Genomic DNA, 25,737 nt, shown 5'->3' with positions numbered 1-25,737 from the left:
GTTTAACGGTTGTATATTTTTGCGTAGTCATTTAATCTCGCCTGAAGTTTTGGAGAAAAAGCTCTTTTCTGCATGCGCCACAACCAATTTCCGGTCGTAGTGGCAGGTCGGTTCATACGACATGATCCACCAAGATTGAGGATATCTTGCATCGCAACAATGACTGTGTCTGCGACAGAAGCGTAAAGTGATCGTATGAGGACCTCATTTACATTTCCGCTGTCAATAATTTGTCCAAAATAGGTATTGATATTTATTTTACTCGATGATTTAAGATCTTCACGATACCAAGAAAGTGTCGTATTATTATCGTGTGTTCCCGGATAGGCAACAGAATTTCTGCAATAATGATGTGGAATATGGGGCGAATGTGCCATATCTTTATCAAAAGCGAACTGTAAAACCGCCATGCCCGGAAAGTTGTATTGATCGCGCAGATCGTATACCTTCGCATCAATGTCTCCAAGATCTTCAGCGATAAAAGGCATGTCATCTAAATGAACTTTTACTTGATCAAAAAAATCCGAACCAGGACCTGTTGACCAACTTCCATTCTTGGCGGAAGTTTCTTCAAAGGGAACTTCCCAATAGGAAGAAAATGCTCTAAAATGATCAAGCCGCAACCTATCAAACAGCGCACAATTGTGTGACAGGCGCTCAATCCACCATTTGTAGCCATCTTTTTTGAGTGATTCCCAATGATAAGTCGGCATCCCCCATAATTGCCCCGCTGCATTAAAGTAATCAGGCGGAACCCCAGCAACATTTTTAATAGTACCATTTTCCCCTATGGAAAAATAGTGCGGATTGGCCCAAACATCGGCAGAATCATAGGCAACATAAAATGGAATATCACCGATAAATCTTACGCCATAATCGTATGCGTAGTTTCTTATGGCATCCCATTGTCTGAAAAATAGGTATTGAAACCATTTTTCCTTTCGCAATTCATCTGCGAATTCAACTGCGAAATCGTTAATTGCAGTACTATCGCGATGTTTGTATTGTGTTGGCCACTCATACCAAGGACGATTCCCATGTCTGTTTTTTAGAACTTTGAAAAGTGCATAATCCTCAAGCCACGAAGATTCACGGGCTACAAATTCGGAGAAATCAAGCGCATGTTGAACAGAAAGACGATTAAATGCCTTCTCCAAAAGTTTGTTTTTTGTGAAGACTATATCAGCAAAATCTATTGTTTTAGAACTATTTCTTTTTAAAGTCTTTAGTTCCCCCCTTTCCAATAAGCCAAATTCTAGTAATTCGTTTAAATCGATGAATAATGGATTACCTGCTCTACTACTTAGGGTGCTGTAAGGAGAATGGTTTTGCGTTACATCTGTCGGCCCTAAAGGAAGAACTTGCCACCAGCTTTGGCCGCTATAATGTAGTTGTTTAACAAAACGACGTGCTCCGGATCCCAAATCACCAATTCCATAGGATGATGGCAATGAGCTGATATGCATTAAAACACCCGCACTACGCTTAGGTAGGGTACTTTTGTATTTTAAAATAGCCATTGGAAGATCCCTAAAAATGGCGTTCACTGAAATTTCTGTGCCTTCGCCCGCTACGTCAAATAGCATGTGATGCCAGGTCACGGAATGATTTACGGGAAGATGAACGCTCGTATCTGCCCAGGTAAATGAGCCAGTTACGAATTTGGAGATTTTACCGATAGCAGCCAGGTGTAGCGGAAGTACTACGATCATCCAATCATCTCCAGATCTACGCGCGAATGCCAAAATATGTTTACGGTAACGACCGCTTACTTTTAACGGAATATAACTGCTATCTGGTGCAAGTGCAGCATCATACTTTCTGAGTTTTACCAATTCCTTAACAAACCATAGTTTAATTGTCCCATCGTATCTATTCTGCCATAATTGTCGAATTCGACTGTCGTTGGGCATATTTTCAATTGCCTGCAGCAGATTTTCACTTAATTGATAATCTATCGGTCGTCGATTGTCGGGATCAACAAAACTATGGTTCCAGAGTTCCGACCCCTGGTAAATATCAGGTACACCGGGACAAGTAAATTTCAAGATTTGCTGTGTAAGCGAGTTTAAAATCCCGAAATCAGCTACCGCTTCAATAAATTGATAAAAGCTCGTAAAAAATGGACGATCTTTATCAAGCAAAAAAGAGGCAAATTCCCGAACAGCGTCTTCATAGGTTAGATTTGGATTTTCCCAGCTCGAGCGCTCTTTCCCTTCGCGCAGATATTTAACCAAGTAGTCCAAAAAACGTTTTTCAAATGCTTTGGATGCTTCACCATCTTGTTTTTCCATTGGATAAGACGCTACCAATGACTGATAAATAAAATATTCATCATTCGGATGTGGGAGGTCTTTTCGATATTCATTCCAAACCACATCTTGCCAAATCTGAACCTGTTTAACCCATTTCCGAGCCATAGCGGTGAGGACTAATAAGCGACTTCGCGAATCTTCACCACGTTTGGTATCGTGTGTAGAACTTGCATTGATGGACAGTGGCCAAAAGTTTTGCCTTTCCTGCATTAATTTGTGGAATTTCTTTTTACTTAGCCCCCAGTTATCCGGATGATCGCCGACTTCATTGTGTCCTATAAAACGGTTGTAGGTATACATTAACGTATCTTCCACCCCCTTAGCCATTACTGGGCCGGCCAACTGCATACATCGGAGAAAAAAATCAACCACAGCAGTTTGGCTCGGCGATTCTGAATCTGCCTGTGCTTGCTCAAACAGTTCTCGAAATTGATTAACCAGCTTTTGATCGAGCTCGGGCTTTCGGGTCAACTTTTTAAAAAGAGAAGACAGCAGATCGAAATTGTTTGCCACCAGTGGAAAGCTTTCGTCATATAATCGATAAACAGGGAAAAATCCCAGAAAAGAGGTTAGAATATCTTTTAAAGACCCTAGCTTATTCGGACTTTTAACGGCTAAAAGTGATGCCAATGACCGGGCCAGGTTATTAAGCTCGCCCAGCATGTGTTCCTTGAGAATTATGCTCTTTTTTATATACTGTTGTTTTTTGATGGATATATTTTCTCCAATAACTTTTCTATAATACTTGTCCAATATTTTCTTTCCCGATTTACAGGAGCAAACATTATTGGAAGCCGACAAAAAATCGTAACCTGTTGTTCCCTGTATAGGCCATTCGAGTGGAAGTTTCTCCCCCTGTTCAAGTATTTTTTCCGCAACTATATAAGGCTGTGGACCGATTAATTTCCTCAAATTAAATAAATAGTCAGTAGGCTTATAAAGTCCATCAATATGATCAATCCTTAATCCATCAATCAGTTCTTCATCGACAAGTTTTTTTATAAGCTTATGCGACTGCTCAAATACATTTTTGTCTTGCACATTTAAACAAATCAATTCATTGACCGTAAAAAAACGTCTAAAATTTATACGTTGATTTGTAAACCACCAAGGACAAAGCTCATAACTCTGACTAGCCACCAGTTCGTGAATACTTTCCAGATTATTATTAAACTGATCAAGAATATGCTTTAATTTCTCATCTGAAAGATTCTTAAAAATATGCGCACGGAGTTCTCTCCATTCCTCAACATCTCCATTAGCTTGAGCCGTATTTATTTGAACCAGAAGTCCACTATAATCCGATTGGCTTGCTTTTAAATAATCATTAAGGATGAAAAAATAGGATTCAGGCGAAAGTGGATAGAGGTTTTCCTGATAAGAAAGCCGAAGACTATCGTCTGAGAAAACGACAGTAATTTCATGGTTTGAAACCGTTTCGTCTAAGGTCTCAGACAAGATAGGCACCATTAACTTTCCTTTCTCGTATACATTGGAACTATAGCAGGTATCAAAAAAATGGCTAAATTTTGATGTCTGTCCAAATTCGAGCAGATTCATTAGCCATTCATTCGAGGGATGAAACGCCATATGGTTCGGAACAATATCCTGTAACCATTTGATATGATATTCACTTAACTCTTTTTTAATGGATCTCAGCTCGTCCAGCGTACCAAGCTCACTATTTATTTTATTCAAATTTGTACCGTCATAACCATGCATACTGCCTGGTGTTGACTGAAAAATAGGTGCAGCATAGATTGTATCGATGCCCAGGTCTCTTAAGTAAGGAATGATCCTTTTGAAATCCGAAAAGTTAAATTCTTTGTGAAACTGAATTCTGTAAGTAGTCTTTGGTGTATTTATAGATACATTTCTATTCATCTGCATGGCTCGCTGAATTTCATTTTAGATCAGAACGTCCGCCAGCAATTTTAGTTCATATGAATTTCAAAAAAGAAAGATGGAAAAAGGTCTAAGAAATCTGAAAATACTGTAGAAAAAAAATAATTTAAAATTAAAACGAATCTTTTTGAGCTACGTTCTACCTATACCTCTTCAATAATTGCAGTTTATAAAATAATATAAAATGAAAAAAATAGGAATTACGTTTTCTGCTTTTGATCTGCTCCATGCAGGTCACATTAAAATGCTCGAAGATGCCAAAGATCATTGCGACTTTCTGATCTGCGGCCTACAAACCGATCCAACACTTGATCGTCCAGAGAAAAACAAGCCAACACAATCTGTATTTGAACGCTATATGCAATTAAAGGCATGTAAACATGTAGATATGATTATTCCATATGCAACAGAACAGGATCTGGAAGATGTATTACGTTCGTTCAAAATACATGTGCGGATCTTAGGCGATGAATATATGGATAAAGCATTTACAGGAAGGCAATACTGCGAAGAAAAGGGAATAGAATTGTATTTCAATAGACGGGAAAACAGGTTTTCGAGTTCTTCTTTACGCCGAATAATTGCATCGAAAGAAAGAGCCAGTCTGGGTTCAGTAGTAAATATAAATGAGGGAGTTAACTACGCCTTAAAGCGTATAAATGCATAAACTAATAATGAATATATGAACGTAGGTATTATTTTCGGCGTATTTGACATGTTACATGTAGGCCATATTGTTGCACTACAGGAAGCTAAGAGCAAATGTGATTATTTGGTTGTAGGACTTAAAACCGATTCAAACATACAGAATGCTGAATCCCAAGATGCAGCACAAACAATGGTCGAACGGTTTATCAAATTGGAGGGTTGTCAATTTGTTGATGAAATTATTCCTTTTGAATCGGATAAAGACATCACGGATATGCTTCAGTCGCTGCCCATTCACACGTATTTTATAGGTGAAGAATATAAATTGGTCGATTTTTCAGGAAAGGATTACTGTATTTCGGAAGGTATCGAAATATGCTATACCAAAAACAAAAATAGGTTCTCGAGCCAATCACTTCGCAAAATTGTAAGTGACAAAGAAGCCGAAAAGGGAGAAAATGCTTTTCAGCACAAATCTGACATGCTATCCCTAAATCAACGTATACCTCAATTTTAAAGGTAGCATTATATCGGTAGCGATAAGTAGAAAGCTTGTAAATAACAATAATATCGTTAGGTATGGAAAAAATCAATATTGGTATTATTACGAATTTGAGAAAGCTACTGTTCGCCTACCGTATACTTTTTTCTGAGCATATACAAAGTCCGGCAAATATTGTACTTGAAGCAACATCTATTGATTCTATCAGCAGCAATTCTTACATCAATGAAAGGCCAGAATTGCTGCTGATAGATTATCGCCTCGTATTTAAAGACACAGGGCTTTTCTTTTCGTTTGTAAATTATTTTTACCCCGACACGGTCATTTTACTTATTGTACATCAAACTTTTCTTCGGGAAGCAAAGCGATGTACAAATTATGTTCACTCGGTTTTATCCCCTAACCTGGACATTAATCAACTTTTTATGCTTATAAGAAATTCAACTTTGCAGTCTAACAGTGTTAAACAGTGAATTCCCTTTTTTTAAACTAGATCATCATTCACAAAGAGTTAGATAATCCTTTTTATATTCTTCTTTCTCAGTGCAACAGATCATAAAAAAATGGATCAGCTTATCGCTAACAATTTGTTTTGGGGTTTTCTTTGTAATGACAAGACAGAACATTATAGGGAATTCACCGTTGAATAAAATACCAATTATAGTCTGAAACAGGTTCGGTATAATACCCGCAAGATAAATTATGAAGAATACAGTAAGTTTATGAAAAAATTTCACTTACTAGTATTAATTTAAGTTTCGAAACTCCTGCGGTGTATTTCCTGTTTTTTGTTTAAATAGTTTACTGAAGTATTGAGGATATTCAAACCCTAATTCATAAGCTATTTCACTTATGCTTTTATTAGTCCCTAAAAGAACATCTTTGGCTTCTTCTATTAGGTAATAATGGATCGTGTCTTTGGCGTTCATGCCTGTTTCTTTCTTTAGTAAATCGCTGAGGTAATTGGGCGAGAGATTAACTTTTTCAGCAAGACAAGTCACTGAAGGCAACCCATTTTGAATGAGTTCATTCGAATTAAAATAATTCGTCAATACATCCGCTACTTTTCCAACAATAGTTCTGTTCGAACCTTTCCTAGTTATAAATTGCCTCCCATAATAGCGCTGGCAGTAATTGAGCAATAGTTCGATATTGGAAACGATCAGAGTCTGACTATAATGATCAATATTTTCCTCTAGTTCCGTTTCAATTTTTTTAATGCAGTCAAATAATGTTTCTTTTTCCTTATCCGAAAGATGCAATGCCTCTGATGTTTCGTAAGAAAAGAAGGTATACTCTTTCATCTTTGAACCTAAAGATGTCCCATGCAGGAGATCAGGATGGAAAAATAGTCCCCAGCCCATCACGTCTTCCTTTTTTTCTATCTCATTATCCATAGTGACCACCTGTTTGGGAGCGATACAGACCAAACTTCCTTCCTGAAAATCGTACGACTGCCTTCCATATCGCATGTTGTTTGCACAATAATTTTTAAACATCACAGAATAAAAATCACAGCTGATACGCATTCCTTCTTCCATTACGTCATCCATTTTGCTGAAATCAATTATCGTAACCAATGGATGTTTGGTTTTATGCTGTACAAACTTATTGATGTCGGAAATAGTTTTTATATTGATTACAGGCTTCATTTCTATTTACTGTCTAAAGTTCGGTGAAAACTTGCTGTTTGCCCCAATAAAGAGAGCCCTAAGTATCCACGTAAATATAATTTATTATTTTTAATCCACACCTTGCAACTATAGGTATCTCCGCTTGGCGCATTATAGATTTTTCCGTCCGTATACTCTTTACCATTCCACCTTAAAGAAGTTAAACTTGTAATGCCCACGATATTTCTCGTCCGAAGGTTTTTGTCGGTATTTTTCAAGTCTTTTTTGGAGGTCTTTCCATCGCTTTCCACAATTTGTTTTCCCCAGATATACTTGCCCTGGTAGCTATCGCCACTGCGATAAATTTCTAAGATCACATCTTTCTTATCAGATTCCCAATTGCCTATTATTTCATTCTCAGTTTGCGCATAAGCATTGCCAAATATTCCCATCATCAACAGGAATAAGAGTCTAATCGTATTCATTTTACAGTATTTTGGTTATGATTAATAAAAAGGATTTATTTCATTTGGCTCATTACTATTGTATCAAACAACTCGTCTCCTAAATAGATACGCATCCAGGGCATCATGACTGAAAACTTACCAACTTTGTACCGCGTTTTGGGTTTATTTGAATTGACGATTTTTATAATCGCATCGGCAATGACTTTTGGTGAAGAGGAGCCGTTTCCTTTTGCAGCATCAGCCGTTCCTTTTCTGATCTTATCCATCATGCTTTTGTAGGCACTGTCTTTTGGTAATTGATCAAACTGATCTAAGAGCGCTGAACCAAATTCAGTTGCTATAAAGCCTGGCTCCAGCACGACAACTTTCACATCAAAAGGTTTCAATTCCAATCGCAAACAGTCACTCAGACCTTCTACTGCGTGTTTACTGGCGTGATACCATGCTCCCATTGGAAAATACATTTTTCCCCCCATCGAGGAAGTATTGATAATTGTTCCGGATTTTGCTCTCCGCATATGAGGTACTATTTTTTGTGTCATTGCAGCCATTCCAAAAACATTTACCTCCATCTGTTTTCTCGCCTCATCTAAGGGAACATCCTCAACAGAACCATAAAGTCCAAATCCTGCATTATTCCATAATACATCAATTTTTCCTTGTTCTGAAATTATGATATCGACAACCCTGTCGATATCACTTTCCTTTGTTACGTCCATTTGTATTGGATGTCCACCCAGCATTTTCAGATCCTGCATATTTTCAATGCGGCGAGCAACAGTGTAAACGATATGTCCTTGCTTGATAAGCGCCTTTGCGGATTCTTTACCCATTCCCGAACTTGCACCTGTTATAAGAATTACTTTTTTCATCTTCTCAACATTTAAAGTTTGATACTGCAAAGTTGGGAATACCTTAATCTCTTGTTGTATACAAATCCACGATTGTTAAATACATTTTACAGAAAACGAAAACTTCCTGTTTTTCCAAAGCCTTTTTGTCTCGCCTTCCTCTTCAGCTCGTTGAATTAGTTCTTTAATTTGCTCTTGGCTTTCAAATAGATTTTCCATACTTTCTTTGACGTGCCGTGTATTAAAATGGCTTACAACGGTTCAGGTATGGCCTAAGGCAGGGATTTTTAGCAAAAAATGTTCATTCGAAGAACCAAAGTTGAACCTTGAACAAATGCCCGTTAGAATTACAAATGTTGAGTTTATAACTGTCAGTCTCATTATTGCCAATACGATGTTGTATGCAATTTTTATTCTTCAATTAAATCAAAGGAATTTATGATAATGTTTTTAGCGCCAGTTTCGTTAATAGTATTTAACAACGCGAAAAATGTTTCGGATGTTGAAGTGCCAAAGTCTACTGTGAAAATCGTTGATTTTTCCGAAATGCTAGGTATAGATACATTATGTATAGCCTCAAGCAAATCTAATTCATTAGTAGATTCATCATTGTTCTCTTTCAGAGCTGTAGTAGTCCAACTTTTTAACCATTCAAACTCTGCAAATTTTGAATCCAAAATAAATTCAACTCCGTGCCAAAATATAGGGTGTAATTCTATATTTAAATTTTTATATACAAAATTTATAGGCTGATGATTTGAAAATGTATCTGGGTATAATTCTTCGATACCATAATTGCCATCTTTATTTGACAAAAAATCAGGTCTTGTTAAATTAAATAATAAGGTTTCTTCATCAGAACTTAATTTTAGTAATATTTCTTTCACACCATTACCTCTGTTTTCATAAAAGGAAATTAATTGATTGATGTAAGTATTTCTATGATGATTAATTATTTCTTCTAGAGTCATATAGGGAAGTCTTTTTAAAACTGCATAAAACAATTTGGGCTTTTGTCGTCATAGCTCGATTTCTAGTTCTTTTGCTAAATCTCTGACATACGCCTTATGTGATGATTTCGCTGGTTGAATGCTGTGGTAATAATCTTTGAATAATTCAGAACCTTTCGCTTTATCGTCAAACCATACAATTAGTGCTATGTCCAACTTTACTCTTGGTGTAGCGTCATACGGTAATTTTCCATTGTTAGAAATTATTTTATCTTTCGTTTCTAAACCTGAAAACCACTTAAATGCTGTCGTTTCAATTCCTTCAATAATTTCTTGTGTGATTTTATTGTTGTCGTCCGTAATAGTCCACCAATAGTCTTGTCCTGTTAATAAGGCTCCAAGTCTAGCCCTGATTTGGCACTCATATTCCTTGTAATATTTTTTGTTTTCTGTCGGTGATTGAAATTTGTAAAGGCTTTCGATACATACGCCAAGATTAACAACAAACTTTCCGTATAAATTTTCCCGTAACCCCGGTATTTTATACCCCTGTCCAATGGGATATTGTCCACTTTGTAAATTGATTACCTGAATTATCCCATCGTCAAGCCGTCTGTTAAACGTCCTACCGTTCTTCTTAAAACCGAATGATTTTAGTTTGGCATAAATATCTTTTTCAACTATGTCAAGATGAGTTTTAAAACCTGTCGGTATTGCTGATTGTTCAGTTTCACTTTTGGATTTGTCCTGTCGTTTAAAAATATCAAGTAGTCCCAATTTTATTCTTTCTGTTTGTTACGGAATGTCTGTTTAGCCTGATCACTAACTCTTAAATATACGCAATTTACCAAATTCGCAAATAGATTTTATGGAGAATGCTAATCATAATAAATACCCTCTTATCAAGGCAAAGGTGTTGGGCGTCTGATTATGGATAAAATGCAAGAGATTTAAAAGGGTCTTCACTGCAGATGCTTACGGCTGATAGAAATGCTATCGACTTTTATAAAAAGAAGGGCTTTGAACGAGCAGGTCAAACAGAGCCTATGTGGATCTATAACAGTAATGATCACTGAGAGAAGGTTAAGGTTAATACTTTTTCATATGTGTATATTCGGGTGGAAGGGGAAAAACTGCTATTATGTGACGTCGTGATTAATCTTCCAGGAAAACTTTTTACAGTTATCAAGGTTTTCAAATTCAAATGATTCTATCCAATCATATTTTCCATCCTCATCTTGATATAAAACTAAATTGTCGGCTTTAATATTTTCAATAAATGATGACAATTCTGCAACACAAGCTTCTAAATCATCTAAACCATAACATGAAATATGACGATGAATATCTGTTTTTCCATTTGGATCTTCAATTCCAATAGTTATTTCGTTATTATATGTTGTAATCCAAATTGAAAATATTTCGGATTCACTTTTTAAATCACAATCAAACGATCCGTCATCTTGAAACTTTATTGTCTGAGCAAACTGTGGATAATTTCCTTCCAGGAATTTAAGTATTAATTTGGAAAATTCTCTTTGTTCCATTTAGTACTTGATTTACAACTATGTCATATAACTCTTAAATATACGTAATTTGCCAAATTAGAAAGTTAATTTTAAATTCGAACATGACTTATGATCCAAAAGTAACGATTAAAATAGCCTTACATACCGCATAAGCTTTAAACTACGAACTGGTTGTACGTTTTTAAACATTGGGGAAGCACGTTATTAATAGGTGCGATTCTTTTTATTCTGGCAGCTGGATTAGGTGCCGATGCAGCAATGGTGGCTATAATCATGCTATCGGTCGTAAGTCTCCTCTTCTCTATACCAACCCTAATTATTTATATTTTAGTCTTCTACTGGCTTAAGAAACATAGTAGAATGGACACAAAATGGGTAAGACTAATTTTGGTTTCTACGGCAATTCTTGGCATTGGTACCACAATCTGTTTGTGTAATACCGTTGGAGTTCTGCAACCAATAATGTGCTATTCAATCGCTGCAATTGTATTCAGTTACTTTTTTGAGTTAGAAAAGGATGATGTGGAAATTCAATAACTTTTAAATTCTATAGTTTTTTGACTCTTCTTAAAATCGTACAACTATTTGTTTGTGCATAAAAAAATAAACACGCTTTGAATTTTTAAATATAGTATAGTAAAAGTTAACGTAATGACTAAACACGCCCTGCCTATTGAAAATGTGCTGTTATGGGCTGCCTTTTCTTTTGCTTGATTTAATGTCAAGGTACGCACTTTTAAAATAAATTTTCATGTTGGTACTTTGCTGTCCTTTTGGTTGTATGCGTAAGAAGGAAAGTGATCCGATGCCAGCATGTGATAAAGTGAAGAATATATAATTTGGTTTTCGATTATTGGTAATTAGAACCATATCAGCAATTTGACAGAGATGGAAATATTTTTATATTTTCAATTGATTCAATTGAATACGATATGAAAAAAGTGAAAGCAAATTATCCTCAGCTTATAAAAAGGTATCAAATGACACGGAACAAACTTAATCAGCGGGGTTGGCGGTTATTAATTCCGACAACAATTCATACAACAAACTTGTACTGATTAAAGAATAATACTTGATATGAAAGGTTAATAATAAGTTTCTTTTATCTTTCGTATAAATTGAAATTTGATAAATACTAGCAGGATGAAAATATTAAAAATAGCAATTGCAGCTTCTATCACTTTGGTTTCTTGTGATAGAATTGATCCAAGATTTTGTATAGTCAATAAAACAGATAAAAACGTTTGTGTTTACCTTACAAAGGATTCCTCCACCAATAATGCTAAACTATATTTTAGTGAATATGGTAAAGTCGATAAACAGTTGAGACAGTATTATTTTATTAAATCGAACGATTCAACCCACTTCGCTGTTATGGGCGATTGGGACTCTCCCTCGAATTATAGGTTTAATGATGATAAAATGATATTTATCTTTTCAGTTGATTCTATACAGTTAAAAACAGAAATGTTGGAGAAACATCCACAAACTGTTATTCGGAAATTTGAAATAGCTCAAAATACATTAATTGACAACAATTGGCATTTTGAAATCAAGTAGTACACTCACTACCACATCGCAGGAGACTGTAACGTAAACTGTGTCAGAGGAATAATTCAATAAGATTATTTATATTCAATTATTCAAACGACACGGTCATGAAAGAAAAAGACCCATTCGATTTTTCGTTAATGTTTGTTTTTAGAAATACTCAAGAGGGCTTCGGTGTTTTGAACGCTTCATGGCAGAAACCATCCAAGGTCTTTACGAAGGTAAAAGTTTGTCTGGTAATAATTACTACCCTTCGTACCTCGCGCTAAGTGTTTATTGATGAAACTTGAGGTATAAATAAACTGCGCCAGCGAACGGAAAGAGAATAAGAAAACCGGCTGCTGTCGACTCCCTGGGCACAACTAAATCACCCTGTTGATCTATTGCAAAGCAAATACTTTTGGTAAAAAATCTATTGACCAATACATAGATGTCAAGGTCAGTCTTTCTGAATGAAACAAAGTTTTGCGGTTCGGGCCTAACTTTCCGCGTTCTTTCTCGCACGACATTTCCTAAGGTATCAATTAGTTTGAAATGTTTTTTTGGGGGTGAGCTCCAATGAAGTTTTGTAAAGATAGTGCTGCCGATGACATCATTCATTTCACATGTTCGCATATTTATGAAAAAAAAAACATTGACTTATAACAAGCGACTTGGCGAAACAGCTCTACTTTCGTATCTTCGATACGGTTACGCTACTTAGCCAACACGTAATCCACTACCAGCAAGGCTAAAATACAGAAAACTTAAACTATGAACTACAATTTTTTCGCTGACAAAGCTGACAAATTGAAAATTCTTGACTTTATTTTCAGGAACACTGACTTGCAGGTTTACGACTCGTATTCACCATACGGGCAAGGGATTTGCCAATACAAAACTGTTAACGAAATATCATCAAAATTTGACCTTGAAAATGGAGACAAATTTGCTGTTGCTTTTCAACTTTGGACACCAAGACATAAAGGTAAACCCCTATTCAGAAAAATTGACCTTAACCCCAAATATTGTAAAGGCCACACTTTTCGGTATTCAACACAAGGTTGGGGACTTATTCAATTATATTTCGGTGGACTAAAAAACAGCGAACTCAATCAATCTCACATCGGACATTTTAATGAAAGCGGAGCATTGAAAAACGAAATCTCAACTACATTCAACGGAAAAGTAAATGCTTGGGACTGGACAGAAATTCAAGCGACATCAAGAAAATTAAAATATCAAATTCATACTAAACTGGCAACAAGAAGAATTGGAAGCTTCGGTATCTTTCCGGGCGCAGAACAGCTTGAAACACAAGGTATAAAGTTTAGATAAAAAAAAATCAAGCATTTAATTCCTATACTTCTAGAAATTGTAGTACTTAATTTGAATCCATTGAAAACTCTATGCGATTGGATCACAAATACATATCATCACAAAGTTGGAAATATAAATTTTATTTTAAAGGTATACGTTTCGCCAATGTTTTTAAAGCGCCTTTATAGGAATCCAAACCGCCAAACAACGGTTTTCTAGTGTCCGAAAACAATTGCTTTCCACTTGAATCATAAATGCTCATTTGCACCTTCGTGTTATAATTTATTGTTGTAAATGAACTGTTGGATTGAACTACACTCCCCTTGTTTTTGTTGTCTTGATTTTTATTATTGTAAGTTGCTGTACCAGATCCGAAACTGGAAGAACCTTTATTTTCAATTTCATACGAGCCCAACACCACATAATCGACATCAAGAAGTTTCGCCAATTCATCCGGAACATGGTTAGCTATGTCCGCCAGGCCTATTCCAGCTTTAGTTAAGGCTGAATTTGTAGTTCGTGGATCTTGGATCTGAAAGGATAATGCTCGGGACCGCATCGCGTCTATACAAGCTTGTTGAATTTCTCTACGCATAGCATCTGTAGCCAATGCTTGATCGTTACTCACTATTTCAAATGGAATAACAGCTAGTCTATTCCCCTGGTCTTTTTGGCCTAAATTTGAATTGGCGAGTTCATTATTGACTTGAGAAGTCGAAAAGTTTTGAAAAGATTCTTCCCTGCCGTTCGCAAAAACAATCTTATTAATTGCTTTACGTTTTAATTCGTATTGTACTTCTTCTCCAGTATATGAAAACTTGATTACATCATCGCTAATAGAAACGACCTTTCCCTTTTTTTGGCTTCCGTCAGCAAGAAAAATGATATCTTCTTTTGTCTGCGCTAAAGCAATTGTTAAATGCGTTAGTAAAATTGAAAGAATCAGGGTAAATTTAAAAATAGCTTTCATCTAGTTTAATAATTAATAGGTTTTTATTTCAAGTACTCCAGTAATAATATATGTATTTAACAACGCTATATCGTAAATAGTTTTACTTTACCAGTCGAAAAATCCGCCATTTTGTCAAACTGCTTGTTACCTGTCGTTTCTTATCTTCGCAACGTTCTTATTCATCTTATGCCTAACGATATTTTTGATAACAAACCTTTCAAAAGCATTCAATTTTTGTTGATGCTTTGCGTAGAATTCGTCAGGTGTATCCTCTGATCTGTTCAGCTAACCATTTACGACTTCTCCTCCATTGGGATGTAAAACTTGACCGCTCATGAAATGTGAATCTTCGCTAGCTAGAAATAGAAAGCTTGGCGCAATTTCATTAGGCATTCCTGCCCTGTTCATTGGAGAGTCGCTTCCAAATTCGGCGTTCTTTTTAGGACCAAAAGATGATGCTATCAATGGTGTCCATACCGGACCTGGAGCAACAGCATTGACCCGAATTCCTTTAGCTATGAGATTTGCTGACAAGCTCCGTGTAAACGAAATTATTGCACCTTTTGTTGCAGAATAATCGATCAATTTTGGGCTGCCTCGATAAGCAGTCACCGAGGATGTATTAATTATGCTTGCTCCTTTCTTAAGATACGGTATGGCATACTTCGTAACCCAGAAATAAGAAAAGAAATTATTCTGAAAAGTCTTGATTAACTGTTCAGTCGAAATTTTTTCAATTGATTCTGTTTCCCAGTGAAGCCCAGCATTGTTAACAATAATATCAATTTTCTTATGCGTTTTTATTGCAATTTCAATGACTTTTTTACAGTGATTTTCTTTTCCCAAATCACCTTTAATCAGCGTACATTTTCGAGAGAAGGATTCAACCTCTTTTTTGGTTTGTTTTGCATCTTTTGTTTCACTAAGATAGGCTATAACAATATCAGCTCCCTCCTTCGCAAATAACAGAGCTACAGCTTTGCCGATACCGCTATCTCCGCCGGTAATTAACGCTACCTTATTTTTTAATTTTCCTTCTGCAGGATACTTTAGTGGAGATGTGTCAGGAACTGGTACCATATTTATTTCCAATCCCGGTCGCTTTTGCTTTTGCAGCGGTCGAATCTTTTTACTTGCTTCTTTTTTCATGCTACTTCTTGTTAATAATTATAAACCATTTCTGATTTCCAGTCCTACTTCTATTCGCCTGTTAAACAAATAGTCCTTCGTTAGAAGGACTATTTGTTGAATATCAAGAAATCAAGAAGGCACCTTTCTTGATTTTTCTCTTTCCCAAACACGGTGGCCTTTCATTACCGCTATGAAATCGGCTGTTAAATTGTCCTTGCTTTCGAAAATAACGCCTTTATCTTTTTTAATAAATGACTGTTCAGCTAAGCCTTCAGCATCTTTTGCAAATGCAAGGGCCTTACAGTGTCGGTACCCTTCATTGATAAAATGGAGATAATCGGCATTTTGCGAAAGAGTCTTTACCGATTCGCCTGCTGGTGTGAAGAATGCATCGTAACACACTGAGGCCTCTGTAAGATAGGAATGTTGGATATCTTCTTCTGCCCCTTCCATGAACCGGATCTTTCCGACATGAGATGCAATTAACACGGCCTGCGCTCCTTCGCTTTCAAGTGCCGTTTTCATTTTATCTATGGAAGATTTACTAGCCCCATTATCAACAAGGAAAGCGACCTTCCTACTCTTGATTGTACCCGCGCCGTCTTTTACTTTCATACTCAAAGCTGCAGACTTGTCAACTTCAGGTTTGACTGGTTTAAGAGGATATTGAGGATGGTTCTGCCGTGCGAATTTGAGTGTCAATGGATCAAGTTCTTTTGGCGGGGTAAGCCCTAGGTTTGTACCGACATTTTTTGCTAATCCCTGGTCTATCTGGTTCAAAATAGCCAGTTCTCGCTTTCTTATATTGACATCATTTACTTTCGAAAGCTCAAAACTCAGGGCGTTGATCATGTGATCCTGTTCTTCTGGGCTTTGTGAATTAAAAAATAGTCTTGCTTGTGTAAAGTGGTCTGCGAAGGAATCTGAGCGGGCTCTAATTTTCGAGCCATCGATCAGTTGCTTGTGGGATTCAAACCCTACCCCATCATTGAGCATCGCATGATAAGGACAACCCACAGCTTTACTATTAGGGAAATAGCTCACGGCACCTTTAGGAATCTCAGACCGCGCAAAACCATCTTTTTGGTTATTATGTTTGCCGGTCACGGGACGATTGATAGGAAGCTCATGGAAATTTGGACCACCTAATCGATAATTTTGGGTATCCATATATGAAAATATCCGACCTTGCAAAAGCGGATCATCCGAAACATCTATACCTGGCACTAACCTTCCGGGGTCGAAAGCGGCTTGTTCGGTCTCTGCAAAAAAATTCTCTGGGTTGCGATTTAGTGTCATGGTTCCGATAATCTGAACAGGCACGAGTTCCTCTGGAATAATCTTTGTCGCATCAAGAATGTCAAACGAGTATTTAAATTCATCGGCCTCAGGAATCAATTGGACGCCGAGGTCCCACTGCGGAAAATCGCCCCTTTCAATAGCTTCATAAAGATCTCTCCGATGAAAATCAGCATCAAATCCTGAGATTTTTTGAGCTTCGTTCCATGCGACTGAATGGACTCCTAATCTCGGTTTCCAATGAAATTTAACGAATGTGCCTTTTCCTTGGGCATTCACAAATTTAAACGTATGGACACCAAAACCTTCCATCATCCTTAAACTTCGGGGTATTGCACGATCGGACATCGTCCACATGATCATATGTGCAGATTCGGGCATCAATGATACAAAATCCCAAAAGGTATCATGTGCAGATGCCGCCTGCGGTATTTCGTTGTTCGGCTCTGGTTTTACCGCGTGGATGAGATCTGGAAAATTCATCGCGTCCTGAATAAAAAAAACTGGAATATTGTTACCCACAAGATCATAATTGCCTTCTTCGGTATAAAATTTAACAGAGAAACCGCGTACATCTCTAGCAAGGTCGGTAGAGCCTTTGAAACCTGCTACTGTGGAAAATCTAGTAAAAAGAGGCGTTACTGTTCCTTTTTTTAAAAATGCTGCGCTTGTATATTGAGATAGGTCAGCAGTCGCTTCGAAAATTCCATGGGCTCCTGATCCACGCGCATGAACGACACGTTCTGGTATACGTTCGCGGTCAAAATGCATCAGCTTATCAAAATAAATATGATCCTGTTGTAATGATGGCCCCCGCTCACCCGCCTTTAATGTATTGTTGTTGTCGGAAATAGGCACGCCATCATTGGTGGTCATAATCTGCTCGGAATTGTCCACTAAATGCTGATCTATCTCAGCAGTTTTTAAATTCTTTTCTTTTTTCATATCCAATACTGTTCTGGTTTGATCCATCAGGTGAACAAAACCAAAGTGTGAAAGGTTTGGCAGGTATTTACATTTGCCAGAATTACCACCATTTCTAACGTTATGGGCTTGAAAATGATGTTTTTGATAGCTTGTCCGAAGGGCTTATATGTGATTATTCTGGTTGAATAATTACAAAGTGCACAAACTCAAATTCATTTTTTATATCCTCACGAATCCGGCGTATCGCCTCGGTGATATCCTCTGTTTCAAGATGATCTTCAAAATCAATAATAAGCATCAATACAACGTACTCTGGCGATTGATAAGTGGATAGTATGTTTTTAGTTTTTATAACAGCTGAATCCTTTTCGGCAAGCTGGGCGATTTTCAATCTTGTTTCTGAAGCAATTCCCTCTCCCATTAATAAGCTTCTGCTTTCTCTAGCCAATATAAAGGATACGAAAACCAACAACAAGCCTACGATTACTGAAGCTAGGCCATCTAATTCAGGAATCTGCAAGTAATGACTTAGTCCCATGAGTACCATAACGATTATTAACCCTGCCACAGCTGCACCATCTTCAAAGACCACAAGGAAACTGGAAGGATCTTTACTCTTAATAATTGCATCCCACCAACCCATGCCATTGCGGGTTTTATTGAATTCTTTTAAAGCAATAAAAAAAGAAGTTCCTTCAAAAATTAAGGAGAGTATGAGTACAATATAATTCCAAAAAGGATCGCTCATAAATTCGGGTTTCATGATATGAGCTATACCCTGGTAAATAGATAATGCACCACCAAGCCCAAAAATCAGAATGGAAACAACAAAAGACCAAAAGTATAGTTCTTTACCATAACCAAAAGGATGAGACTGGTCGGGTGGCCTCTTACTTCTTTTCAAGCCATAAAGTATGAGCAATTGATTTGCAGTATCTACCGTTGAGTGAATACCTTCTGAGATCATGGAGGAACTATTTGTAAATGCTCCCGCGATGAATTTAGTTAATGCAATTAATAGATTCGCCGCGAGTGCACTGTATATTGATTTTTTATTACTGGTTTTTAATTCCGGATTATCCATGGAGGTTTAAATGCATTTATTTGGTATATTTTTCAATTACTTTTTTGAGATCAATACCTTTACCAAGGACAGGCTTAAAAATATCACCTTCGCTATTCATCCTTTCTATGGCATTCAACAGATGAAAATCACTTATTTTCAACCCCTTCTTAACTTCATCCCAATGAAGCGGCATAGATACCGTTGCTCCGGGTTTAGGACGGACAGCATAGGCCGCAGCAATGGTTGCATGGGGTCTATTCTGTAAAAAATCCAGATACATTTTTCCTTTCCGATCCTTAATGGACCGTTCTAAACTGGTGAACTTGGGCAACTCATTATGTACTAATGTGACAATCACCCTGGCAAATTCCTTGGACTGATCATAAGTGTATTTCCCCCCGAGCGGAATATAGATGTGAAGGCCAGTAGAACCGCTGGTCTTACAATAGCTTGGAACGCCCATATCATCTAGGATGCTCTTCGTTACCTGTGCTGCCTCAACGACCTGATTAAAGGAATTTTTATCCGGGTCTAGATCGATAATACAGAATGATGGATTTTCGGGCTTTTTGACCGTACTACTCCAAGGGTTCATCTCAATGCAGCCAAGATTGACCATGTAGAGCAGTGTCGCTTCATCTTTTCCAACCAGATAATGCTTATCCTTGTTATCTGTATCGCTATGGTAAAGATAGGTCTCCGCCCAGTCCGGAGCAGTATCCGTTACGTTTTTGAAATAGAAACCTTCACCTTCAATACCATCGGGAAATCTGTTCATGCTTTGGGGACGGTCTTTTAAATAAGGCAATATAAATGGAGCTGCCTGATAATAATAGTTGATAAGATCTCTTTTTGTTATTCCCTCTTTTGGCCAAAAGATCTTATCAAGGTTCGTGAATTTTAACTCATGCCCATTTATCTTTTTGACCTGCGTATTATCTTTCGGATTCAATAGCGTTTTACGCTCACCTTTACTTCGTGGAGCAATTATTTTATCTTCCATGTCATTAAATATTTCTGCTATAGGAGCTGCCTCCTCCAAAATAACTTTCTTCGGACTTTTGTCCTCGCGCATTCCATCAAAAGAAGGATGCCGCATCACGCCATCACTTGTCAATTCCGTAAAACTAACCTCACAGACGAGATCGGGTTTGAGCCAGGTCACCGTGGCGTGTGGTGGATTCGGTCTAAAGCGTGATGGTTTGTTTACATCTGGTTCTTCCATAAAAGGCGTTTTAGAAATGATCAGCGGTTTAAAAAGCTGCATCATCTGCTTCTGTAGTTTTTCATTGAAACCTGTACCGACTTTACCTGTATAGACTAATTTTTTTCGGTCATAGACACCTACAAGAATACTACTGAATAATTTACTGGAGTCATCATTCAGCGTGTATCCCCCGATCACGACCTCCTGTCTTTTATTCGCCTTGATCTTTAGCCAGTCCTTTGAACGGTTATGGACATGGTATATACTATCTTTTCGTTTGGCCATAATTCCTTCAAGGCCCAATTTCCTGGCTTCTTCAAGGAACTGGGTTCCCGAAGTTTCAAAATGTTCACTGACTAGAATGCTTTTCCGTTCTGGTAAGATTTCCTTTAATATAGTTTTACGTTCAAACAGCGTAAGATCTTTTAAATCTTGCCCATTGTACCAGAGGATATCAAATACGTAATAAACCAGATCGCCATCTGCTTCACTGCGCCAATTTTGTAAAGAGCCAAAATTGGCCTTTCCGTTTTCACCAAGCACCACTACTTCCCCATCCAATATGGCATTTAATCCAAGCTCCTTTAAATTGTCATAAATGGGATAGAATTTTTCATTAAAGCTTTTATCGTTGCGGGACTTCAATTCCACTTCCCCTTTGTTTATGAAAGCTACCGCCCGATACCCATCCCATTTTACTTCATAGATCCAGTCATCATCATCAAAAGGCTTAGCGACCAATGTGGCAAGCATGGGCTCAATGTGGGAATAGAATTTTTGCTTTGGTGTATTTTTCAATAAATCTTGAAGATCTGTTTTCTTCGAAGATTTATTTTTAGGAACTGCATCAAGTTGATCATTGATAAGCTCAGATGCTTTGGCCTTTACAGAGCGTTTATCTTTAACGGTACTGTCTTTTTTAATGATAGGTTCTCCATATACATGATCTGGAGATTGCTCCATCTGCGCAATGGATTTGCCAGATAGCACCGATTTATCTTTCGTCGTTATGTCTTTTTCACTGGCATATTTATCATCCAGTTTCATCAGCAGCCAGCCGTTATCTCCCCTGCCCTGGGCTTTAACAAGAGCAAATTCGCCTTTGAGTTTTTTGCCATTGAGTTTGAATTTTAGCTTACCAGAATACAGCTGATGTAAAAGTTCTTTTTCCTGTTTGGGAATATCCCTAAAATCTCCTCCAGCAGGTTCATAGGTTCCTTCGTCCCAGACAATAACTGTGCCGCCGCCATACTGCCCTTTTGGGATGATTCCTTCAAAATTCCGATAATCATAGGGATGGTCCTCAACCATCATGGCAAGACGTTTTACACCTGGATCGACTGAAGGCCCCTTAGGTACCGCCCAGCTTTTCAGAACACCATCCATTTCAAGACGAAAGTCATAATGCAGGTGTGAAGCATCGTGTTTCTGAACCACAAAGCGTAATTCTGTTCCACTTGGTTTCCCGCCAAAGGGTTCCGGTGTTTTCTCTTCGGCACGCTTTTGCCGATATTTAGCTAATCCCGCAACTGTACCTTTAGGTAATCTTTTTCTAGCTGTTTTTCCCTTTTTTGATTTATTATCGGCCATGATCGGTATTTTAAAAATTAATATATTGGTAAATAATAAAATGCATATTACGCTACCAGTTAATTCGATTTTGATATAGCACAAAACTCAATATGAAATGGTTTTCTCTGATTTAGCAAATTGCTTTTTATGGCCTGATAAATATTAATGTGAACAATATTGGAGTGCGAAAGGTTTCGCTAACAGGATTGTACCAAACCTTAGAAGAGAATATCGCTTTCGTTTTTATTTGATAACAGTTAAATATATTTTATTGAACTAAAGTGGTTTGGGCTGGGTTAACTATGAAAGCGGCAACTAGCGAAAAACTCGCTGCTGCTTTTGAAAAGCATACCAAGTAAACTCAGAAACATATAGAAACTCTTGAACAGGTATTTGAGCAATTGGGAGAAAAAGCTGTTGCTAAAAAATGTGACGCTATGCAGGGTCTGCTTGATGAAGCCGATTCGATCATTTCTGACACAGAAAAGGATACTTTTACCAGAGATGCAGGCCTCATCCTTGCAGCACAGAAAGTAGAACACTACGAGATCGCCACTTACGGTACTCTTCCCACATTTGCAGAAACGATGGGACACGACGATGTAGCTTCACTGCTCCAAAAAACCTTAGACAATGAGAAGGATACCGACGAAGCACTAACGGGGATAGCAGGCGGTTTCGTTAACGACAAGGCTGCCCAAGAATAGTTGAAATACAGCAAAAACCTTGGCCACCAGCTAAAGGCTTTTTACGAAAACAGTGCGAGGTATATAGTTGTTATTTATATTCTCAACTATATTAAGTAAAATTCATGTATGAAGGTTGGACTTGATAATCCGACCTTCATTAATTTTAACAAAAGCCGAAAATTAGACTTCCAAAAATGAACCGCCTTTAAGACTCGTCTTTAGTGTTCTTCACAAGACTTATTCCTGATGAGAAGAAAATAAGAGCCAAAATGCCGACTACCGCCAAATTCGTATAGGCATTACTTTTCATGATCAGTTCATAGCCGGTATAGATTAGTCCTACAATCCCCAATACTGTGAGAATAGTTCCAAATATTCTTTTTACGTTCATGATTAATATATTATATTTTTGAATCCTTTTTGCCTGAAAATTTTTCTATCTTACCCTCAAGCTCCTGCTTTTTATTACTGATATAACACGTCTCAAAAACAAATAGATTGCTTTTGCAAAATAAATTATTGGATCGCCAAAAAAACAAAAATGGTATACGACTGTTAGCATTATCGCAGATCAAAATTTCAAAATTTATGATCTGAGATAAGATCACTATAACTTTAAATTTCAATTTGTAAGATTATGAATGGTATTATTTTTCATGGTACTGAGATTCATTATGGCGGCATAGCTGAGTTTTTATTCAGCCCTGAAATTGGTTATAATGCGATGCCAGCAATTATTGAATTCCTTGGAGGAGAAAAAGCCTACGCAGAAATTATCCACGCTCTTCCTTCAGAGATCACGATTACAGTGGGTGAACATTCAACTGATAAGGAAGAGAAGGTCCCCCAGGAAACCTGGCTACTTCGCTATGATAAAAAAGAAGACAATTGGAAAATAATCGAAAAGTTGCAACCGGGATGAACCCTCGTCGGAGTGCAATTATGTTCAGTTGATGACCATACAATTTCCGCAAAGGAACTATTGTTTTGAAAGTATACGAAAGAAAGGCTGACCTTAAAAAGCCAGCCTTTTTGCAAAAATCAAACTAAACTGAAACGTTAGCGCTTGTTTTATTTATTGGTATTGTCAATTTAACCGGTAGACCTTAAGCTGTTTTTGCAGCTTTTTTCTTACCATATGGATTCGAGTTTTTATTGTACCTTCTGGCATATCAAAATAGGATGCAATTTCATGGTATTTATAGCCATCTAAAAACAAACGGAAAATTTCATAGTTTTCCGACGTTAAGCTGTTCATCGCTCGTTCGATATCTTCGGCCATAAACTTATTGATGCCTTTGTTGAGTTCTGTTGTATTTGTACTTTCCAAGACCACATATTGATCTTGAATTTCGGTGGTACGCTTTGCTTTTCTATACTTATTGATGTAAGTATGTTTCATAATTACATATAACCAGCTCATCAGCTTCGGATGCTGAACAAAACTGTCTATGGACTTCAATGCGCGTATCCACGTTTCTTGGATCAGGTCTTCCTTTTCATCCGGATCAGCAGTAAATTTGGCAGCAAAATGATGAAGTAAACTTCTTTTTTCGTTGATGAGTACATTTAAATTGTGGTTGTTCATAACTTATCCTCTTTCTTTGTTCAACTGATTGTTTAAAATGATTATACAAGAAAAGGATAACAAGAAGAGTGCTAATTTTGAGGGCCAATTTGCATGTAAAATAAATAGCATTGTTAGCGGTAAAAATACGTTGTCCTTATTTACAAAGCTTATTAAGCAAATTTTAGTGGATTTTTGCGCTTAATTTTAAATACAGATAAAAAAATAAGCAAATAATAAAAAAAGACAATAGGGTATTTATATATGGGAAATGTTATAAATACGTTTATTCTAAATTGTTATTTGCAAACCAGTTTGGTAGCCGGTCGCTGAAAACTGTACACCTTATTAATAACTAACAACTAACGATTGATAACGAACAATTAAAGTTTAAATTTTATCCATTCAAACCATAATCCATCGAAGGCTGTTCTACTGAAAAAACAAATATATTATGGGAAATTTATTATATATCATCGCTGTTATTTTAGTCATTATTTGGGCGTTTAGTTTCTTTGGAGGTTATGCTACAGGGAATATAATTCACGTTTTATTAGTTATCGCCATTATTGTCGTTCTGTTACGTGTCATCCGAGGGGCAGCTTAACGCGATATAAAAATCTGATGCATGGTATATAAAAATTTTTATATACCATGCATCTAGATAGAAATATAGACCTGATCAAGGCTAATACAATGGAGATTTTCTCGGTTCGTAAGCTATTATTTATATGTATTCTAAAAATAGGCCTTTTATCACAGGCTTTCGGTCAGTCACTTGTTGATATTATAGCTATTTTTTCAATTTGCGGGCCTTGAAGCACGATCTGACCTAATATTTCATCCTTACGCGTATAGCGATGGTTAATTTTCGCTACAACATCTTCCAACAGCGTAAGCGAATCTATTCAAATATTCTTATAACGAAATATCTTTTTCCATTCTGAAATTGTATATAGAACAATACAGGAGCCTTACAACATGTTGCGGAATTCAGGAACGACTGTTTCTATCCATTCCTCTTCCATGTACTTTGCAACTTCATTATAATTATCCTCATTAGGGGATACCATTGAAAAATTCTGGTGCCAGTCCCCTTCCAAATCCATATGCTGATAAATATAAAATATATCCCTATTTGATAGCTTGAGGAAGTAACTTGTTAATTCATCTTCTTTAATTTCAGTAATATGCAATGAATCCTTTTCAAGCTCTTTATAAATTAGTTTATTCCAATTTCTCCATCCATCAAATTCAGGAGCATCAGTGTATATAAAATTTGTTGAACCGAACAGCAGGTATAATCCGTCCAAATCGAACACAATTTTAAGTCCATAATTTCCTTGTTCAAAATTGTAAAAAATATTTTTCAGATTTCTTGTCATATTATTTATTTTCTAAAGCTACACGTAAATGTTGGCTAAATGTTCAAGTTGTCGTCCAATTTAAACCAGTTTTGAGCATTCATCTATTGTAAAGATCGTTTGATTATTTGAGATAATAGCTATTCATTTTATTCAAAAACCTGCTAAAATTCGAACTTCTATGGATGCCTACAAAATCTAAACACTAAACTCAGTATCTCGATATGCTCATCAACTTTGGGCTTATCGATGATTTGGTTAGGCTGTCCGTAGGTAAACGTTAAGAGCAAACTGATCAGGACAATTAATTCATATATACGAAAATAGAATTTT

General features: G+C 36.9%; 21 protein-coding genes and 1 pseudogene. 7 read left to right on the top strand and 15 right to left on the bottom strand.

Annotation, left to right across the window (positions count from 1 at the left end; all coding sequences use genetic code 11):
* Window positions 1–2: 2 nt before the first annotated feature.
* Window positions 3–4,199, bottom strand: coding sequence for a malto-oligosyltrehalose synthase (gene treY / locus OK025_RS20485; RefSeq protein ID WP_317666584.1), 4,197 nt, complete (start codon window positions 4,197–4,199; stop codon window positions 3–5).
* A 205-nt stretch (window positions 4,200–4,404) separates the two neighbouring features.
* Here treY and OK025_RS20480 point away from each other — a divergent pair, with 205 nt between their 5' ends.
* Window positions 4,405–4,887, top strand: coding sequence for an adenylyltransferase/cytidyltransferase family protein (locus OK025_RS20480; protein WP_317666583.1), 483 nt, complete (start codon window positions 4,405–4,407; stop codon window positions 4,885–4,887).
* Between the two features lie 15 nt (window positions 4,888–4,902).
* Window positions 4,903–5,385 (top strand): adenylyltransferase/cytidyltransferase family protein, encoded by a 483-nt coding sequence (locus OK025_RS20475; protein ID WP_317666582.1) that lies wholly within the window; start codon window positions 4,903–4,905, stop codon window positions 5,383–5,385.
* A gap of 731 nt (window positions 5,386–6,116) precedes the next feature.
* On the opposite strand, the gene OK025_RS20470 is transcribed toward OK025_RS20475, so the two are convergent.
* From OK025_RS20470 to OK025_RS20445, 6 genes are all read right to left on the bottom strand, one after another.
* Complete coding sequence (locus OK025_RS20470) at window positions 6,117–7,022, bottom strand: helix-turn-helix transcriptional regulator (RefSeq protein ID WP_317666581.1); 906 nt, start codon at window positions 7,020–7,022, stop codon at window positions 6,117–6,119.
* Window positions 7,023–7,024: 2 nt separating this feature from the next.
* Entirely contained in the window at window positions 7,025–7,468 is a 444-nt protein-coding gene (locus tag OK025_RS20465) for a DUF2147 domain-containing protein (protein ID WP_317666580.1), read from the bottom strand.
* A 35-nt stretch (window positions 7,469–7,503) separates the two neighbouring features.
* Complete coding sequence (locus tag OK025_RS20460; RefSeq protein WP_317666579.1) at window positions 7,504–8,322, bottom strand: oxidoreductase; 819 nt, start codon at window positions 8,320–8,322, stop codon at window positions 7,504–7,506.
* A gap of 389 nt (window positions 8,323–8,711) precedes the next feature.
* Window positions 8,712–9,272 carry a hypothetical protein gene (locus tag OK025_RS20455; protein ID WP_317666578.1) on the bottom strand — a complete coding sequence of 187 codons (561 nt, stop codon included), beginning with the start codon at window positions 9,270–9,272 and terminating at the stop codon, window positions 8,712–8,714.
* A 48-nt stretch (window positions 9,273–9,320) separates the two neighbouring features.
* Entirely contained in the window at window positions 9,321–10,028 is a 708-nt protein-coding gene (locus OK025_RS20450; protein ID WP_317666577.1) for a DUF4304 domain-containing protein, read from the bottom strand.
* A 362-nt stretch (window positions 10,029–10,390) separates the two neighbouring features.
* On the bottom strand, window positions 10,391–10,798 hold the full coding sequence (locus OK025_RS20445) for a hypothetical protein (RefSeq protein ID WP_317666576.1): 408 nt from the start codon (window positions 10,796–10,798) through the stop codon (window positions 10,391–10,393).
* Between the two features lie 1,125 nt (window positions 10,799–11,923).
* Between OK025_RS20445 and OK025_RS20440 the strand changes: the two genes are divergently transcribed.
* Both OK025_RS20440 and OK025_RS20435 read left to right on the top strand, forming a co-directional pair.
* Complete coding sequence (locus OK025_RS20440; RefSeq protein ID WP_317666575.1) at window positions 11,924–12,340, top strand: hypothetical protein; 417 nt, start codon at window positions 11,924–11,926, stop codon at window positions 12,338–12,340.
* Between the two features lie 744 nt (window positions 12,341–13,084).
* Window positions 13,085–13,648 (top strand): hypothetical protein, encoded by a 564-nt coding sequence (locus OK025_RS20435; protein ID WP_317666574.1) that lies wholly within the window; start codon window positions 13,085–13,087, stop codon window positions 13,646–13,648.
* A gap of 121 nt (window positions 13,649–13,769) precedes the next feature.
* Here OK025_RS20435 and OK025_RS20430 read toward each other — a convergent pair whose 3' ends face one another.
* From OK025_RS20430 to ligD, 5 genes are all read right to left on the bottom strand, one after another.
* Window positions 13,770–14,600, bottom strand: a complete 831-nt coding sequence (locus OK025_RS20430) for a hypothetical protein (RefSeq protein ID WP_317666573.1) — start codon at window positions 14,598–14,600, stop codon at window positions 13,770–13,772.
* A 267-nt stretch (window positions 14,601–14,867) separates the two neighbouring features.
* Window positions 14,868–15,731: an SDR family oxidoreductase gene (locus OK025_RS20425; RefSeq protein ID WP_317666572.1), complete on the bottom strand. Its 864-nt coding sequence runs from the start codon at window positions 15,729–15,731 to the stop codon at window positions 14,868–14,870.
* A 111-nt stretch (window positions 15,732–15,842) separates the two neighbouring features.
* The gene (locus tag OK025_RS20420) at window positions 15,843–17,957 is read right to left on the bottom strand and encodes a catalase (protein ID WP_317666571.1); all 2,115 of its coding nucleotides are present in this window, start codon (window positions 17,955–17,957) and stop codon (window positions 15,843–15,845) included.
* Between the two features lie 154 nt (window positions 17,958–18,111).
* Window positions 18,112–19,023, bottom strand: a complete 912-nt coding sequence (locus OK025_RS20415) for a cation diffusion facilitator family transporter (RefSeq protein ID WP_317666570.1) — start codon at window positions 19,021–19,023, stop codon at window positions 18,112–18,114.
* A gap of 16 nt (window positions 19,024–19,039) precedes the next feature.
* Window positions 19,040–21,802, bottom strand: coding sequence for a DNA ligase D (gene ligD, locus OK025_RS20410; protein ID WP_317666569.1), 2,763 nt, complete (start codon window positions 21,800–21,802; stop codon window positions 19,040–19,042).
* Window positions 21,803–22,089: 287 nt separating this feature from the next.
* Between ligD and OK025_RS20405 the strand changes: the two are divergent.
* Window positions 22,090–22,491, top strand: a pseudogene (locus OK025_RS20405) (ferritin-like domain-containing protein); the annotation flags it as partial.
* A gap of 187 nt (window positions 22,492–22,678) precedes the next feature.
* Here OK025_RS20405 and OK025_RS20400 read toward each other — a convergent pair.
* A complete protein-coding gene (locus OK025_RS20400; protein WP_075993108.1) occupies window positions 22,679–22,864 on the bottom strand; it encodes a hypothetical protein in 186 nt (61 codons plus the stop codon).
* A 246-nt stretch (window positions 22,865–23,110) separates the two neighbouring features.
* Here OK025_RS20400 and OK025_RS20395 point away from each other — a divergent pair, with 246 nt between their 5' ends.
* Complete coding sequence (locus OK025_RS20395; RefSeq protein ID WP_317666568.1) at window positions 23,111–23,395, top strand: hypothetical protein; 285 nt, start codon at window positions 23,111–23,113, stop codon at window positions 23,393–23,395.
* Window positions 23,396–23,560: 165 nt separating this feature from the next.
* On the opposite strand, the gene OK025_RS20390 is transcribed toward OK025_RS20395, so the two are convergent.
* Window positions 23,561–24,061: an RNA polymerase sigma factor gene (locus OK025_RS20390; RefSeq protein ID WP_317666567.1), complete on the bottom strand. Its 501-nt coding sequence runs from the start codon at window positions 24,059–24,061 to the stop codon at window positions 23,561–23,563.
* Window positions 24,062–24,494: 433 nt separating this feature from the next.
* Between OK025_RS20390 and OK025_RS20385 the strand changes: the two genes are divergently transcribed.
* Complete coding sequence (locus OK025_RS20385) at window positions 24,495–24,647, top strand: lmo0937 family membrane protein (protein WP_120333750.1); 153 nt, start codon at window positions 24,495–24,497, stop codon at window positions 24,645–24,647.
* Window positions 24,648–25,014: 367 nt separating this feature from the next.
* Here OK025_RS20385 and OK025_RS20380 read toward each other — a convergent pair whose 3' ends face one another.
* The gene (locus OK025_RS20380; RefSeq protein WP_317666566.1) at window positions 25,015–25,425 is read right to left on the bottom strand and encodes a hypothetical protein; all 411 of its coding nucleotides are present in this window, start codon (window positions 25,423–25,425) and stop codon (window positions 25,015–25,017) included.
* Window positions 25,426–25,737: the final 312 nt, after the last annotated feature.

It is taken from the genome of Sphingobacterium sp. UGAL515B_05, assembly GCF_033097525.1.
GTDB lineage: Bacteria > Bacteroidota > Bacteroidia > Sphingobacteriales > Sphingobacteriaceae > Sphingobacterium.
Note: the sequence above shows the minus strand (reverse complement) of the source record. Positions and strands in the feature narration are given on the sequence as shown.